General features: G+C 57.6%; 13 protein-coding genes. All 13 read left to right on the top strand.

Annotated features, from left to right (window positions below):
• Window positions 1-158: 158 nt before the first annotated feature.
• The 13 genes from ACOTTU_RS07200 to ACOTTU_RS07140 all read left to right on the top strand — a co-directional run bounded on the left by ACOTTU_RS07200 (window position 159) and on the right by ACOTTU_RS07140 (window position 16,529).
• Window positions 159-2,579: a GcvT family protein gene (locus tag ACOTTU_RS07200; RefSeq protein WP_425656951.1), complete on the top strand. Its 2,421-nt coding sequence runs from the start codon at window positions 159-161 to the stop codon at window positions 2,577-2,579.
• A gap of 144 nt (window positions 2,580-2,723) precedes the next feature.
• Window positions 2,724-3,848 (top strand): MHYT domain-containing protein, encoded by a 1,125-nt coding sequence (locus ACOTTU_RS07195; RefSeq protein WP_425656949.1) that lies wholly within the window; start codon window positions 2,724-2,726, stop codon window positions 3,846-3,848.
• A 138-nt stretch (window positions 3,849-3,986) separates the two neighbouring features.
• Entirely contained in the window at window positions 3,987-4,841 is an 855-nt protein-coding gene (locus tag ACOTTU_RS07190; protein WP_425656947.1) for an FAD binding domain-containing protein, read from the top strand.
• Between the two features lie 12 nt (window positions 4,842-4,853).
• Complete coding sequence (locus tag ACOTTU_RS07185; RefSeq protein ID WP_298917645.1) at window positions 4,854-5,348, top strand: (2Fe-2S)-binding protein; 495 nt, start codon at window positions 4,854-4,856, stop codon at window positions 5,346-5,348.
• Window positions 5,345-7,762: an aerobic carbon-monoxide dehydrogenase large subunit gene (locus tag ACOTTU_RS07180; protein WP_425656946.1), complete on the top strand. Its 2,418-nt coding sequence runs from the start codon at window positions 5,345-5,347 to the stop codon at window positions 7,760-7,762. Before ACOTTU_RS07185 ends, ACOTTU_RS07180 begins: the two co-directional genes overlap by 4 nt.
• A 51-nt stretch (window positions 7,763-7,813) precedes the next feature.
• A complete protein-coding gene (locus ACOTTU_RS07175; RefSeq protein WP_425656944.1) occupies window positions 7,814-8,689 on the top strand; it encodes an AAA family ATPase in 876 nt (291 codons plus the stop codon).
• Window positions 8,686-9,867: a vWA domain-containing protein gene (locus ACOTTU_RS07170; RefSeq protein ID WP_425656942.1), complete on the top strand. Its 1,182-nt coding sequence runs from the start codon at window positions 8,686-8,688 to the stop codon at window positions 9,865-9,867. The genes ACOTTU_RS07175 and ACOTTU_RS07170 overlap by 4 nt, the downstream gene beginning before the upstream one ends.
• Window positions 9,867-10,664 (top strand): XdhC family protein, encoded by a 798-nt coding sequence (locus tag ACOTTU_RS07165; protein WP_425656940.1) that lies wholly within the window; start codon window positions 9,867-9,869, stop codon window positions 10,662-10,664. The genes ACOTTU_RS07170 and ACOTTU_RS07165 overlap by 1 nt, the downstream gene beginning before the upstream one ends.
• Before the next feature lie 94 nt (window positions 10,665-10,758).
• Window positions 10,759-11,211, top strand: coding sequence for an SRPBCC family protein (locus ACOTTU_RS07160; protein WP_425656938.1), 453 nt, complete (start codon window positions 10,759-10,761; stop codon window positions 11,209-11,211).
• 197 nt (window positions 11,212-11,408) lie between these two features.
• On the top strand, window positions 11,409-12,044 hold the full coding sequence (locus ACOTTU_RS07155; RefSeq protein WP_425656936.1) for a glutathione S-transferase family protein: 636 nt from the start codon (window positions 11,409-11,411) through the stop codon (window positions 12,042-12,044).
• A 57-nt stretch (window positions 12,045-12,101) separates the two neighbouring features.
• Window positions 12,102-14,207: a putative bifunctional diguanylate cyclase/phosphodiesterase gene (locus ACOTTU_RS07150; RefSeq protein WP_425656934.1), complete on the top strand. Its 2,106-nt coding sequence runs from the start codon at window positions 12,102-12,104 to the stop codon at window positions 14,205-14,207.
• A 500-nt stretch (window positions 14,208-14,707) separates the two neighbouring features.
• Window positions 14,708-15,073, top strand: coding sequence for a hypothetical protein (locus ACOTTU_RS07145; RefSeq protein WP_425656932.1), 366 nt, complete (start codon window positions 14,708-14,710; stop codon window positions 15,071-15,073).
• Window positions 15,074-15,140: 67 nt separating this feature from the next.
• Complete coding sequence (locus tag ACOTTU_RS07140) at window positions 15,141-16,529, top strand: PepSY-associated TM helix domain-containing protein (RefSeq protein ID WP_425656931.1); 1,389 nt, start codon at window positions 15,141-15,143, stop codon at window positions 16,527-16,529.
• Window positions 16,530-16,661: the final 132 nt, after the last annotated feature.

The raw sequence follows: 16,661 nt of genomic DNA, 5'->3' as shown, positions 1-16,661 counted from the left end.
GTGACGATAGAAACCCCTCGCCGACAAGTACTGCATTATCCCACCGATAAAATAAAAACTTAGTTTTGATTTCTCGTTGAAACTGTCCGTAATCTTGACCCGACCCAATCATTTCGCGCTTCTGGCACCAGTTTTGAACGTCAAACCGAGGCAATCGCATGAGAACTTCAACACGAGTCGTCGTTATTGGCGGTGGCATCGCGGGGTGCTCGACACTTTATCACCTGACGCAGGAGGGATGGTCGGATGTCATGTTGCTGGAACGCAATGAACTGACCTCTGGCACCACCTGGCATTCTGCAGCGCAGGTGACGAATTTCGGCATGAACCAGACCATGGTTGGCCTCAAAACCCATTCCATTCAGCTCTACAAGGAACTGGCCGAAGATCCCGACTATCCGATCAACTACCATCACGCAGACGGCGGAATCAGGCTGGCCAATACCGAAGACCAGATGGATGGGTATCGGCATTTTGCGTCGATGGCGCGCGGCATGGATGTGCATTTCGAGGTCATCGACGCGGCAGAATGCGCCCGGCGGCATCCGCTGATTTCAACGGATAATCTGCTGGGCGGGCTTTGGGACCCGCTGGACGGCGACATTGATCCTGCGCAGCTCTGTCAGGCGCTGGCGAGACGTGCGCGCAAGGCCGGGGCCGAAGTGCACCGCAACACGCCGGTGACCGGTCTGCGCCAACTGCCCGATGACAGTTGGATCGTCAGCACCGACAAGGGCGACGTCCATGCGGAAATCGTCGTCAACGCTGGGGGATACCGGGTCAATGAAGTGGGCGCGATGATGGGCGTACACCATCCCGTGGCCTCGATGGAGCATCAGTATTTCCTGACCGAGGAAATCCCCGCCATCAGGGAAGCAGGCCACCGTATGCCGCTGCTGCGCTGCCCGATCAGTGATTATTATTGCCGTCAGGAGAAAAACGGCCTGCTGGTCGGCTTTTACGAACAGGATTGCAAGACCTGGGGCATGGACGGGATTGATCCGAATTTCGTCAACGCGCTCTGCCCGGATGATCTCGACAGGGTCACCGATGTGCTCGAAGGCGCTTTTGCCCGCATGCCTGCGCTGATGGACACCGGCATTCACACGGTAGTCAACGGACCGATCACCTACACCATCGACGGCGCGCCACTGGTCGGGCCGATCCCCGGCAAGCGCAATGCGTTCTGCATCATCGGGTTGCGCGCGGGTCTGGGTGAAGGCGGCGGACATGGTTGGCTGCTGGCCCAGCAGATCGTGCATGGCGAGGCCTGTTATGACACCTGGGTCATCGACCCGCGCCGCTTCACCGGACACACCAATGTGGAATTGACCGCGCTGAAGGCCATCGAGGATTACCAGAACGAATTCCGGTTTCATTTCCCCCATGAACACCGTCCTGCCGGGCGTCCGGTCAAAACTACGCCACTGACGCCCGTTCTGGCCGCGGAAGGCGCGGCCTTTGGGGTCGTGAACGGGTGGGAGCGGATGGAATACATCAAACCTGCTGCCGATTTCCACGAGGATTATGGTTTCAGGTTCAACAACGTCTTCGACATTGTGGCAGGTGAGGTTGCAACCGTCCGGAATGCGGTGGGTCTGACCGAAGTCAACGGTTTCAACCGGTTTGAAATGACCGGCAGCGGCGTGCATGACTTTCTGGATCGGATGATCTGCGGTTCTGTTCCCCGCCGGGCGGGCAAGGTTGGGCTGGGCTATCTGCTCAACGAACAGGGCATGCTGAAATCCGAAGCAACAATCGCCAATCTGCCGGATGGACGCGTCTGGTACGGGTCTGCCGCCGCGTCTGAGTGCCACGATATGGATTGGCTGCAAGGGCATCTGCGCAAGGATGAAGACGTGCAGATCAGATCGCTGACCAATGATCACACCATTCTGGTCCTGGCCGGGCCAAAATCGCGTGATGTCCTGCAGGCCGTCAGCCGCGAAGACTGGTCGCGCGCCGCCTTTCCCTGGCTCAGCGTGCGTAGCTGTTTCATCGGCATCGCCCCCGCCGTGGTGATGTCGGTGAGTTTTTCCGGAGAGCTTGCCTATGAAATCCACCTGCCCAACAACCAGCTCTACGCGGGCTACCTGGCGCTGCGACGGGCGGGTGAAGCGCAGGGGATGAAACTGTTCGGCAGCCGCGCAGTCGAGTCCATGCGCCTTGAAAAAGGTTATCTGCACTGGAAATCTGACATCCTGACAGAATTCGACCCTTTCGAGACCGGGCTGGCGCGGTTTGTCAAAATGGACAAACCTGATTTCATCGGCAAATCCGCGCTGGAAAACCGCGGGGCCGCGGGGCCGCGCAAAAAGCTGGTCTCATTAATATTGGACAACACCGATGCGCCCGCCCATGGCGGGGCCTCGATCATGATAGCGGACACCGTCGTGGGGACCGTCACGTCAGGCGACTGGGGACACCGCGTCAATGCCAACCTTGCTTTGGGATTTGTGGACGCTGAGTTTGCGCAGATTGACCAGCGCGTTGAGATTGACGTGTTGGGCAGCCGCATCAGTGCCCAGATCATCGCGCCTGGACCATATGACCCAGATTATACGCGCGTCAGAGCGTAAAAAGTCACCGAAACGATTCGCGAAGCAACAGAAGGTTGACCCGCTCTACCCGCAATACCGAGCGCCGGGAAATGTGATCCTGACACGTTGATTACAGGTCGATGACGCGTTGCATTGGGCAGGATTTGGCGACATGATTTGGCCATGGATTTTCTGGCCGTAAGTCATCATGCCGGTTTGGTCGCGGCCTCACTCGTTGTTGCCCTCGTCGCTGGTTTTACCGGGTTGACCCTGACCAAAGACCTGTCTCGCAAGTCCTTCGGCCAACGCAAGGTTGCCATTGCACTGGCCTCGGTCGCTCTGGGCGGCGGCATCTGGTCGATGCATTTCGTGGCCATGCTCGGTCTGCAAATGCCGATCCTGTTTTACTACGATTCTGCCATAACGCTGGCCTCAGCCCTGCTGGCCATCCTGATCGTAGGGGCCGCCCTGATCCTGTTGCATTTCGTAGAACGGACCGCGAAGACGGTATCATTTGCGGGCAGCCTCGTCGCGATCGGTATTCTGGGCATGCACTATCTGGGCATGGCCGGCCTGCAACTCTGCCGTGCCGTTTACACGCCGCTGGGTGTGGCCCTTGCGGTGATTGCCGCATTCGGCTTGTGCATCACCGCCTTCTGGATCGCTTACGGTCATCGCACGAAAAAGAACATCCTGTTGGGAACCCTGTGCTTTGGCATCGCCGTTTTTGCCGTGCACTTCGTGGCGATTTCCGGCACGCGTTTTGTGCAGGTTCCATCCTTCAACGAATTGGGCCCGATCATGACCAACGAGGTTCTGGCGCTTGGCGTGCTGGTCTCAAGCTTCGTGATCTTCGGCGCATTCCTGTGGATGGGTGTTACCTTTCTGGTGCCGCACCCCACGATACGCCAGTCAAAGCGCACGCCAGCCCCGGCAGATATGGAACCTGCCTCCAAGCCTGCACAAATGCCTCCGCAGCCAACACGCATTCCCTGCGAAAAGGACGGCACGACGCTTTTCATCGACCCCGCAAAAGTCGCCTTCGTGCGAGCCGAAGGGCATTACACCAACATCTATACGGATGGCGCACAGCATTTCTGTGTCTGGCCGATCACCGAAGCCACAAAACGGTTGCTGCCACAGGGGTTTCTGAAAGCCCATCGTAGCTATCTGATCAATCCCGCACATGTGGAAAACTTTGAACGCCAAAAAGACAACGGTCTGTGCCGTTTTGCCGGCGCAAACCTGCCGCCGGTCCCGGTGAGCCGCTCCAACCTCAAGGCCGTCCGCGACGCATTGGGCGTGTGAAGCAATCGCATTTCATGCAGCCCCAGGTGCATTTCGTGAAAATTTGAGCCCTGCTCATTGAATTGCACAGGCAGGTGGCGGCGCAACGATGCAGCCTGCTTCTCAGCCAGACAAATTGCTTACGAGGGAGGTGTAGCAATGATTCCAGCGCCGTTCGATTATTACCGGCCCACGGACATCGCGGGCGTGATCGCCCTGCTCGAAAAACATGGAGACGATGCGCGCGTGATGGCGGGTGGGCACAGCCTGATCCCGATGATGAAACTGCGCATGGCAGAGGTGCCGCACCTGATTGATTTGCAAGACGTGGCCGGTCTTGACGGCATATCGATAGAAGGCGGCACCATCCGCATCGGGGCCATGGCGACGCAGGCCGATCTGATTGATCACGCAGGGCTCGCCGAGGCCGCGCCCATTCTGCGCGAGGCGGCGTTGCAGATCGCTGATCCGCAGGTGCGCTATATGGGAACGCTCGGTGGCAATGTCGCCAATGGCGATCCCGGCAATGACATGCCCGGGTTGATGCAGTGCCTTGATGCGCAATTCACTCTTGTCGGTCCGGACGGCGAACGCAGCGTTGCGGCGCGTGATTTTTACGAGGCCGCATACATGACCGAGCGCGCGGATGAAGAGGTTCTGACCTCCGTCTCCTTTGCCGCGCCCGCGGGCGGTTACGCCTATGAAAAGCAAAAACGCAAGATTGGCGATTACGCGACCGCCGCCGCCGCCGTGCAGCTTGGCAAGGACGGCGCGCAATGTACTGCCGCCTCCATTGCCATGACCAATCTCAGCGACGTTCCGGTATGGTCGCAAGCGGCAGGTGCTGCTTTGCAGAGCACCTCCGTCGACGAAACGGCCATCAAGGCCGCTGTTGAGGCCGCGCTTGCTGACATCGACCCCACCGAAGACAACCGCGGCCCTGTCGCCTTCAAGCGCCATGTGGCTGGCGTGATCCTGACCCGCGCGATCCAGAGCGCCTGGGCGCGCGCATAGAAAGGAAGCGAAATGCCAGACAAGATGCATGTGAAACTCACCGTGAATGGGCAGGACGCGGAATTCCTCGCCGAGCCGCGCGAACTGCTCATCTACGCGCTGCGCGAGCGGTTGAACCTGACCGGCCCACATGTGGGCTGCGAAACCTCCCATTGCGGTGCCTGCACGGTGATCGTGAACGGCAAATCCGTGAAATCCTGCACCATGTTTGTGGGTCAGGCCAATGGCACGGAGGTAACCACCATCGAAGGGCTGGGCAGCCCTGATGCGCTGCATGTCCTGCAGGAAACCTTCCGCGAACACCACGGGTTGCAGTGCGGGTTCTGCACGCCCGGAATGATCACCCGGGCGCATAAGCTGCTGGAGGAAAACCCAAACCCGACGGAAGAAGAGGTGCGGTTCGGCATGGCGGGCAACCTTTGCCGCTGCACCGGCTATCAGAACATCGTGAAATCCATTCTGGCCGCTGCGGCGCAGATGAATGCTTCAAAGGAGGCCGCAGAATGAAGGACGAAGTGGACAACCGCGAAGAGCGCGTCGCCAACCTCAAGGGCATGGGCTGCGCCCGCAAACGTGTCGAGGACGTGCGTTTCACCCAAGGCAAAGGCAATTACCTTGATGACATCAAATTGCCCGGCATGCTGCACGGCGATTTCGTACGCTCGCCCTATGCGCATGCACGCGTCAAATCGATCAACATTGATGCGGCGATGGCACTGGACGGCGTTGTGGCCGTTCTGACCGCCAAGGATCTGGAGCCATTGTCGCTGCACTGGATGCCGACGCTGGCTGGCGACAAACAGATGGTGCTGGCCGACGGCAAGGTGCTGTTTCAAGGGCAGGAAGTGGCCTTTGTGGTGGCGCGCGACCGTTATGTCGCGGCGGATGCCGTAGAGCTGGTCGAGGTCGATTACGAGGAACTGCCCGTTCTGATCGACCCGTTCGAGGCGATGAAATCAGACACGGTACTGCGCGAGGACCTTGAGGATGGGGCCGATGGGGCCCACGGCCCGCGCCGCCATCACAACCATATTTTCCTCTGGGAAGAAGGCGACAAGGCGGCGACGGAAGAAGTGATCGACAGCGCCGAGGTCGTGGCCGAAGAGATGGTCTATTACCACCGCACCCACCCCTGCCCGCTGGAAACCTGCGGCGCGGTGGCTTCCATGGATAAGGTCAACGGCAAGCTGACGCTTTATGGCACGTTTCAGGCCCCGCATGTGGTGCGCACTGTGGCCTCATTGCTATCGGGCATTGAGGAACACAATATCCGCGTGGTCAGCCCAGATATCGGGGGCGGTTTCGGCAATAAGGTCGGCGTCTATCCGGGCTACGTCTGCTCCATCGTCGCCTCCATCGTGACCGGCCAGCCGGTCAAATGGGTGGAAGACCGGATGGAAAACCTGATGGCCACGGCCTTTGCCCGCGACTATTGGATGAAAGGCAAGATCAGCGCCACAAAGGAGGGCAAGATCACCGGTTTGCACTGCCATGTGACAGCCGATCACGGTGCCTTTGACGCCTGTGCCGATCCCACCAAATACCCCGCCGGGTTCTTCCACATTTGCACCGGCTCGTACGACATACCCGTGGCATACGTGGGCGTCGATGGCGTCTATACCAACAAGGCCCCGGGCGGCGTCGCCTATCGCTGTTCCTTCCGGGTGACGGAAGCCGCCTATTTCATCGAACGCATGATCGAAGTGCTGGCGATGGAGCTGAACATGGATGCGGCGGAACTGCGCCGGATCAATTTTATCCGCAAGGATCAGTTCCCTTATCAATCCGCTCTGGGTTGGGAATACGATTCAGGCGACTACCACACCGCCTGGGACAAGGCGCTCTCGTCTGTCGGCTATGACGATCTGCGCCGCGAACAGGCCGAACGTGTCGAGGCGTTCAAACGTGGTGAGACGCGCAAACTGATGGGTGTCGGCCTCAGTTTCTTTACGGAGATCGTCGGGGCCGGGCCGGTCAAGAATTGCGATATTCTGGGCATGGGCATGTTCGACAGTTGCGAGATCAGAATTCACCCGACAGGTTCCGCCATCGCGCGGCTCGGCACCATCAGTCAGGGACAGGGTCACGCCACGACATTTGCGCAAATTCTGGCCACCGAAACCGGTATTCCGGCGGATTCGATCACCATCGAGGAAGGCGACACAGATACCGCGCCCTATGGCTTGGGCACCTACGGGTCCCGCTCCACCCCGGTTGCAGGGGCCGCCACAGCGCTGGCAGGGCGCAAAATCCGCGCCAAGGCCCAGATGATCGCGGCCTACCTGCTGGAGGTGCATGACGATGACGTGGAGTTCGATGTGGACCGCTTTGTGCTGAAAGGCGCGCCGGAACGCTTTAAGACCATGAAGGAAATCGCCTATGCGGCCTATAATCAGGCCATTCCGGGGATCGAGCCGGGGCTGGAGGCGGTCAGCTATTACGACCCGCCCAATATGACCTATCCCTTTGGCGCCTATGTCTGCGTGATGGATGTAGATGTGGACACCGGCACCACGGACATCCGGCAATTCTATGCGCTCGATGATTGCGGCACCCGGATCAACCCCATGGTGATCGAAGGACAGGTACATGGTGGGCTGACCGAAGCGCTGGCCATCGCGATGGGTCAGGAGATTGCCTATGATGATCTGGGCAACTGCAAGACCGGCACGTTGATGGATTTCTTCATCCCCACCGCCTGGGAAACGCCCAACTATGTCACCGATCACACTGAAACGCCCTCGCCGCATCATCCGATTGGCGCAAAAGGCGTTGGGGAGAGCCCGAATGTGGGTGGCGTTCCGGCGTTCTCCAATGCGGTGCATGATGCTTTCCGCGCCTTTGGGCTGCGTCAGGCACATATGCCGCATGATCACTGGCGCATCTGGAAGATCGCCAATGATCTTGGGCTGCACGAATGAGCTGTCAGGGCGGGTCACGCTACCCGCCCCCCCCTTTCAAGAGACGTGATCATGGCCTGGACTGACCTGCAATCCGACATGGCGACACAAGGGTATATCGCCTCAGATGACCTCGCAGTCGCCCTGCATCTGGCCCTGACGCTGGGTCGGCCCATGTTGCTGGAAGGGGCTGCCGGGGTTGGCAAGACCGAAGTGGCGCGCGTGCTGGCCGCCGTTCAGGACACGCGGTTGTTGCGCCTGCAATGCTACGAAGGGCTGGACGCGGCACAGGCCATCTACGAATGGAACTACCAGCGGCAGCTTCTCAGCATCCGGGCTGCGGCAGAGAATGGCGAAACCGGTGCCAGTGTTGAAACGCGCATTTTTTCCGAAGATTTCCTGCTGGAACGCCCGCTTCTGGCCGCCATCCGGCAGGAAAAACCACCGGTTCTGCTGATCGACGAAATTGACCGCGCCGATGAGGAGTTCGAGGCCTACCTGCTGGAAATACTGGCGGATTACCAGATCACCATCCCCGAACTTGGAACCATCAAGGCGGTGACGCAGCCCGTTGTGGTGCTCACCTCCAACGGCACGCGCGATCTGTCGGATGCGTTGCGCAGGCGCTGTCTTTATACCTATGTGGACTATCCGGATCGACCCACGGAACTGGCGATTCTCGCGGCACGCTGTCCGGAAATCGAGATAAAGCTCGCAGCACAGGTCATTGGTTTTGTTCAGAATATCCGCAAGGAAGAGCTGGAAAAAACACCCGGCATTGCGGAAACCCTGGATTTCGCGGCGGCTCTGATGGGCCTTGGTGTCGCTGATCTGACGGCGGATCCGGCAGTGTTGCAGGCCAGCCTGACCACCCTGCTGAAAACCCAAAGCGATCAGGCCAATATCACCACCGAAGTGGCCCAACGCATCGCTGGGCGCGCCGCATGAGCCGGGTGACAAGGTTTTCCGCCCGTGATCCCGGACCGGCGGCACGTATCAGCGGATTTCTGGCGCATCTGCGCGAAAACGGCCTGCGTCTGGGCGTGGCAGAGACCGATCTGGCCCTGAGCGCCCTCTGCCAGATCAACGCAACCCGACCGGAGCAGAGCAGGCTGGCGCTACGGGCGATTTGTACCGGGTGCAAGGAGGATGCGGACCGTTTCGACGCGCTTTTTGACAGCTTCTGGCTGAACGGCGGCAGGGTCAAACGCAAGATCGCGCCCACCTCGGGCGATAGCGCCAAAAACCATGTTCATTCCTCGCGCAGCGCGCAGGGTGAAACCCGGTCGGGCGGCGGTGATGCAACGTCGCCCAACGCCGGATCAGGCAGGTCGGAGGCGGGCGGGCAAGGCAAGCTGATAGCCACCGAGATCACCAATCTGATGAAAAAGGACCTGCGCGATCTGGTGCAGCCTGCCGACATCAAGGCGGCGGAACAGATCGCCCGACGGCTGGGGGCCGCCTTGCGGGACCGGCGCTCGCGTCGGCGCAGGGCAGCGCGCAAAGGCGACCGGCTGCATTTCCGCAAGGTGATCCGCCAAAGCCTCGCCTCGGGGGGTGAGCCCTTTCAGCTGCCCATGAAACATCGCCCCGACCGCAGCCGCAAAATAGCGGCGATCTGTGATGTCTCAGGCTCCATGTCGGTCTATGCGCAGGTCTTTCTGGCCTTTCTGGCCGGGTTGATGCGGGCTGATCCGACCGCCGACGCCTATCTTTTTCATACCCGCCTTGTGCGCATCACCGATGCGCTGCGCGACAAGGATGCACTGCGGGCGCTGGCACGCATGTCGCTGATGGCGGATGGTTTTGCCGGGGGCTCGAAGATCGGCGGCAGCATTGGCCGTTTTGCGGACAGCTATGCAAAACGGTTCGTCGATGGGCGCACCGTCGTTCTGATCCTGTCGGACGGCTATGACACCGACGCGCCGGAGGTTTTGTCCGCGGCCCTCGCGCGGCTGAAAAGGCGCGGATGCAAGATAATATGGCTTAACCCCCTGAAAGGATGGAGGGATTACGAAGCGACAGCACACGGAATGGCCGCTGCCCTGCCTCATCTTGATCTGTTCAAAGCAGCCAATACGCTGGACGATCTGGCAGCGCTGGAGCCGGAGCTGGTGCGCGTATGATGCCAAAAGAGCTCCTTGATCCGCAAATGTCTGATGCACTTGAAGACCTGCGCCTGCGCGAAGAGCCCTTTGCCGTGGCCACGATCGTGCGGACAGCCGGTGCCACCGCTGCCAAACCGGGCGCAAAGGCGCTTTTGCGCCGCGATGGCACCATTCTGCACGGATGGCTTGGCGGCGGCTGCACGCGCGGTGCCGTAACGAAAGCCACGCTCAAAGCCTTTTCAGAGAACGCGCCGCAATTGATTTCTGTCGCTCCCGACGATGTTCTCTCCGAAAAAGGACTAACCGCAGGCGATGAAGTGGAGTGCGTGAAATTTGCGCGCAATGGCTGCCCTTCCAGGGGCACGATCGATATCTTCGTCGAACCGTGCCTGCCCCGTCCTGAGCTGGTGATTTTTGGTGCGTCACCCGTGGCAACGGCTCTCAATCAACTTGCGACGCAGTTTGATTGGGACGTCAACGCTTTGTCTTCAGAGGACACGCTGCCCAAGGCAGTGCCAGGTCGACGACGCGTGATCGTAATTGCCACACAAGGCCAAGGAGATCTGGCCGCCCTGCGAAGTGCACTCACCCAAGAGGTTGAGCACGTGGCATTTGTTGGCAGCCGGATGAAATATGCCTCGCTGACAGAGAAACTCGACTCTGACGATATACCACGCCATCGCATCGACAAGGTGCAAGCACCCGCAGGGCTTAACATCGGTGCCGTAACACCCGAAGAGATTGCCTTGGCTATTCTGGCCGACCTCACGCAGATCAGACGTCAAACCTTAACGGGCGATCCGGTGAGTGGTTGAGATCATGGCACCCATTAACTTCTCTAAAGTCCAACCTGGCAAGCGCACGCTTCCGCCGAGACGGCTGAACACATCGGTTAACTAAGGAAAGCTCATGAAACTGACCGACGAAATTGTCATCAAAGCCCCCAAAGCGCGTGTCTATGCCGCGCTCAACGACCCGGATATCCTGCAACAGTGCATTCCCGGTTGCGAAGAGCTGACACAGCATTCTGACACGGAACTCATTGCGCGCGTGGTACTCAAAGTGGGGCCTGTAAAAGCCAAGTTTTCTGGCGAAGTCGCGCTCGATAAATCCCGAGCACCGGATCATTTTTCCCTTCTGGGTCAGGGCGATGGTGGCGTTGCCGGGTTTGCAAAGGGCGGTGCCGATGTCACCTTGGAAGAAGACGGAGAAGACACGCTTCTGCGCTATGATGCTTCTGCTCAAATAGGCGGTAAGCTGGCGCAGCTTGGCAGTCGCCTGGTTCAGAGCACAGCCAAGAAGCTCGCAGCCAAGTTCTTCAAGAGTTTTGCGGAGATTCTGGACGAAGAACGGGTATCCTGAAGGGTTTGCAGCACGGGCGCGTCCGCCGGGACTACCGCTTCGGATCATGGCTAATAGATAACGCCAGATTTTATACAAACTGCAAATTTCTCCTTCTGAAATCATTAACCATCCCTCCCCGTTTCAGACGGTCATTTAAGAAATGTTAGGGTTGGTTTTCCATATCGGGAGTTCAAAACTGCCGTTGGAGACCATTTATGACACCGGAACTCTATGCCTGCCAGGGATCAGGAAACTGTTTCAAACCTTGGCTCGCGTTTCATCAGTTGGATCGCGCCTTTGAACTGAAAATTATCGATGTGCTGGCGGGCGAGCAGAAATCGCCTTCATATCTGAAGGTCAACCCGCTGGGTGTCGTTCCCTACCTTGTGACAGAAACAGGATTTGGGATCGGTGAAAGCAATGCCATGTTATGGCACATTGCCGAAGACACCCACCTCATGCCGCAATCGCGCGATGAACGTGCCGAGGCGTTGCAATGGATGTTTTTCGAGCAATCCAAACTGGAGCCTTTCATCTCTCCCGCGCGGTTTTTTACCACTATTCTGCCGCAGCAACGCGAAGAACGCGCATCCGATATTGCCGTTTGGCAGGACAACGCATTGAACGGCCTGATGCGCCTTGAGGCGCATCTGTCTGAGCGCAAGTTTGTATTGTCCTCGGGGTACTCCATCGCTGATATCGCTATTTACGGATATACCCACGTGCTTGAAGAGGCCGGTCTAACCTTGGAAGATTATCCCGCCATTGCACGCTGGATCGATGATGTCGCCGCCACTGATAACTATCGCCCGCTGGTCGCACTGGGCCATTCGGCTTCGGCGGCTGCTTAACCGAAACAGTCCGGAGTGGGCAAAATGGGAGAAGGTAACAAGGCGCCCCGCGTTCGCATGCCCGCGGACCTGGAGTGTGCGGCCGACGACCCTCCCCCCACTGACAACGCCATAGATCAGTTTCAGGCCGCACGTAATCTGCGCACTGCGGTCTGGATCTATGACATTGACAATGCACGTGTCGTTCACGCCAACACGCCTGCTTATGAACTCTGGCAGGCCGACAGCGAGGAGGCCCTGTGCGCACGCGATATGTCGAAAGGCATGTCGTCAGCAGTTTCCGCGCGCCTCAAGCAGTATCAGATTGATTTTGAAGAACATAACGCGAGCTTCAACGAGCTCTGGACCCTCTATCCAAACGGGAAGCCAGAGACCGTCATGGTGGTTTTTTCCGGTTTCCGGTTGGCCGATGGTCGTATGGCGATGCAATGCGAGGCAACCGGCAGCGTCGAAGACCTGCCCGAAAACCTCAGAAGCGCGGAAGCCCTGCTTCATACCGATGTGATGATCATGTTGTTTGATGTTGATGGGCCAGCGCTTTACATGAACCCCGCCGCGCGCAACGCAATACCACGGTCTATGGCCAGATTTTCGGATATGTTCACCGACCCTGTGGACTACGATTCCTTAAATGCGACATTGGACGAAAATGGGGAAAACCGGCGGGTTGCGTTGGTTCAAACGGCGACGGACCCACGTTGGTATGATATTTCAGCCAAACGGTGCTCTGATGCTGTCACAGGCAGCCCGGCCATTCTGGTGACCGCGATAGATGTAAGCGAATTGAAAAACGCACGTGACCAAGCACACTACCTTGCAGAACGCGACCAATTGACAGGCTGTTTCAACCGATCTTTCATACAGACCCGATTGGAAGAGCTGGAGGAGAAGAACAAGACGACGACCTACGCTCTACTTTATCTCGATGTGGATCGTTTCAAGCAGATCAATGATCGCTTTGGACACGAAATGGGCGATGCGGTCCTGAAAGAACTGGTCTCCAGATTCAACGAGGAGCTAAATGACCAGGATATTCTGGCACGCATGGGTGGCGATGAATTTGTCATTTTGTTGAAGAACGTGGCGCAGGACGACCAGTTGGTCGAGAGAATTGACCATCTGAGGCGCGCCATTAACAAGCCCATGGTATACGAAGCGACCCTGTTAAATGTATCCATCAGCATTGGCGTCGCCATGATCAAGCCCGACGACCAGAACATCATGGATGCCGTTCAGCGGGCTGATGTCGCACTTTATGCCTCCAAACAGGGCGGCAGGAACAAGTTCTTGTTTTTTGATGAGAAAATGGGAACCGAGGCATCTGAACGCAATCAGCTCGAAATTGAGCTCATGCGTGCCCTGGAAAATCGAGAGTTCGTCCTTTACTTTCAACCTAGGTTCGATCTGCGCAGCAACCGGGTCGTTTCTGCGGAAGCGCTGGTTCGGTGGAACCATCCCGAACGCGGGCTGATCTTGCCGGGTAAATTCATTCCAATCTGCGAAGAAACCGGGATCATTGAAACTTTGGGGCAGTTCGTTCTGGAGGAAGGTTGCCATCAGGCCATTGAATGGCACCGGACCGGACTGGATATTGGATTGTCGATCAATGTGTCGCCCCGCCAATTCTCGGGCGATCAGCTAATGGAAACGCTGCGCTCCTTCGCCCAGCGGCCAGATTTTCCCCACGGCTACATTGAGCTGGAAATTACTGAAACCGCCTTGATTGGTGATCTCGAAATGATCGCCCAAAAGCTCCGAACCATCACGGATTTGGGTTTCCGAATTGCCATCGACGATTTTGGTACAGGTTACTCGAACCTGTCTTATATCACTCGTTTCCCTTTGAACTGCCTCAAGATCGACAAATCCTTTGTCGATCAGTTGCCGGATACGATCCCCATCATTCAGCTAATCCTGACGATGGCCGCACAGATCGGTGTTTCCACCGTGGCGGAAGGCGTTGAAACTGCGGAGCAAATCGAACAGCTCACCGCTTCGGGTTGCGAGCAGGTTCAGGGTTACTATTTCACCGAACCAGTGCCTCTGGAGGCTTTTGAGGCGACCACGGAACGCCTCAACAACAACCCGATCACATTTGGGAGTTGCAGCGCTGCTGATACTTCCAACTTGACCCTCAAAAAATTGGCACATGGAAACCGCTGATATTTCGGCCACGATCAAGGGCCGAATCCTGCGTCAGCCTTCCCAGCCTACCCATCCTGATCTATGTCGGTGCATCACCTGGCAAGGTTTTCTCATTAAGCCACGTCGTCAAGAGACAGCACAATCATCTTAACCCAGAGAACTCTGGCAACATGGCTTACGTCACACAATGCGGACATCTCTCAGCAAAAACGCGAGAACTACGGCGATCATCGCCAATGCCGTGAAAGCCCTGCGCGTTGCGTTGAATGTCACAGCGGGCCCGGGTAAGCGAATTTAAGCCGGTGGCTGCCTAATCGAAAAAGTGACTGCGCTCATCTGTGCCCCATGAAAAATCTCGCTATGTCTCATAAAAATGTTCTTAATCATATAACTAGAAGTCATAATTAACTTCGTACTGGGACCGTTTCCACGAAACTGAGACAACGTAATTCGTGATACCAATGCAGGGCCAAACTTCGCTCTGGAAAGGGGTAAAGAATCGCAATATCCGATAGTGCATGCATCCGGCCTTCTGCACCTTCTTCAATTTTCTTCTCGCTACCGTGCTGATACTCGCGACGGCCTCACTTGGGATCGCCCACAAAAGCGCTCCAACGGATTTGGACCCGTATCTCACCGCTTATCTGCAGGCTGGCGGTTCTTTATCGGATATCTGCGGCGATCTCGAAGGCGATCCTCATCGAACGACGCGGGACTGCGACGCTTGCAGGCTGATGGATGGCGCACTTGCAGCACGCAACATGTCCGAATTCCGTCTCAAGGTCACGGCCCATATCCAACGCATGCGCCTCCGCGCACAGCTTCGACATCACGCCAAACCATTGGATCCGGCGCAACAAACCCGTGCGCCGCCCCAAGCCTGAATTCGATTCAAAATTCAGACTAAAACATGCCCGCAGAACGCGGGCCCCTTATGGCTTGGAGCTTCCAATGACAACTCTTGACACCAATGCGCCGCAGGATGACGGCGTTAACAAACTCTACTTTGCTGCTTGGCGATGGCATTTCTATGCAGGCCTCTTCGTCATCCCTTTCCTCGCAATTCTGGCCGTTACCGGCATGGCCATGCTGTGGATCGCCTGGATTGACGGTCGGGATGGCGAACGCACTCCCGTTTTTCCGCAAGAGATCACTCTACCGGTATCCGTTCAGGCAGAAGCGGCACTTGCGGCCATCCCAGACGGGACGCTGAAACAGTATGTGGCGCCCAGAGCCACCGATGTTGCAGCGCTCTTTCGTGTCGATAAGGGTGACGATGCCATCATGATCGCCGTCGACCCCTACACGGCCCAGGTGCTGGAAACTTTTCCACGGCGCAGCGGTTGGTATGACTTTGCTGACAGCATTCACAGCAGCCTGATGCTGGGCGTCACCGGCGACCGTCTGTTGGAAACGGCAGCGTCGCTCACGCTCGTTCTGGTTGCCACAGGTCTCTACATGTGGTGGCCCCGCAAGGCCGGATGGCGGGTTGCACTGATTCCGACACTCTCCAGCGGTCGCGGCTTATGGAAGTCATTGCATGGTGTGACCGGTATATGGTTGTCTGTCTTTCTGGTGTTTTTCTTGATTTCAGGCCTTGCATGGGCAGGTATCTGGGGCGGCAAGATGGTACAGGCCTGGAGCCAGTTCCCCGCTGAGAAATGGGACAACGTACCCCTTTCAGACGAAACTCACGCAAATATGAATCACGCGCGCCGCGAGGTCCCCTGGGCTTTGGAACTGACACCGATGCCCGTATCCGGAAGCGACCAAGGCGTGGCCGGCGTCGCAGAAGCCCCCGTCACAATTGACAGCATTGATACCCTGGCTCGCACGATCGGTTTTGACGCAAGATACCAGCTTAACCTGCCGCAATCAGCGTCCGGTGTCTGGACCTTGAGTCGCGATTCCATGAGCACGGACAGTACCGATCCGATGTCTGATCGCACGGTTCATGTCGATCAATACACCGGGAATATCCTGGCAGACGTCAAGTACACGGATTACTCATGGGCGGGCAAAGCCATGGCGGTTGGCATCGCCCTGCATATGGGCACCCTGGGTTTGTGGAGCGTGCTCGCCAACACACTTATGTGCCTTTGCGTGCTGTTTCTCTGTGTCAGCTCGGTTGTCCTGTGGTGGAAACGCAGACCGATCGGGAGCTCGCGGCTGGCAGCGCCTCCCTTACCCCGCGACATGCCCCTCTGGCAGGGCGCAGTGCTGGTAGGATTGGGTGTTTCCTTGGCTTTTCCTATGGCCGGGATCGCGCTGTTTGCGGCGCTCACAGTTGATGCGCTGCTGCTTTCTCGGCTCCCCTTTCTCCGCCAGCTTCTGAATTGATAACCCTGGGCCGCGCCACGAAGATCGGTGTGGCACGGCCCCTTTTTCGCAAAATTTTTATCTGAACCGAAAACCGAGCAGCGTCCCGACATAAAATATACAAAAACAGGCTTTTTCCACGCGATTGCGTAG

The organism is Roseobacter sp. EG26 (assembly GCF_049830555.1).
Taxonomy (GTDB): domain Bacteria; phylum Pseudomonadota; class Alphaproteobacteria; order Rhodobacterales; family Rhodobacteraceae; genus Roseobacter.
The sequence above is the reverse complement of the archived record's forward strand: the minus strand, read 5'-3'. Positions and strand labels throughout refer to the sequence as shown.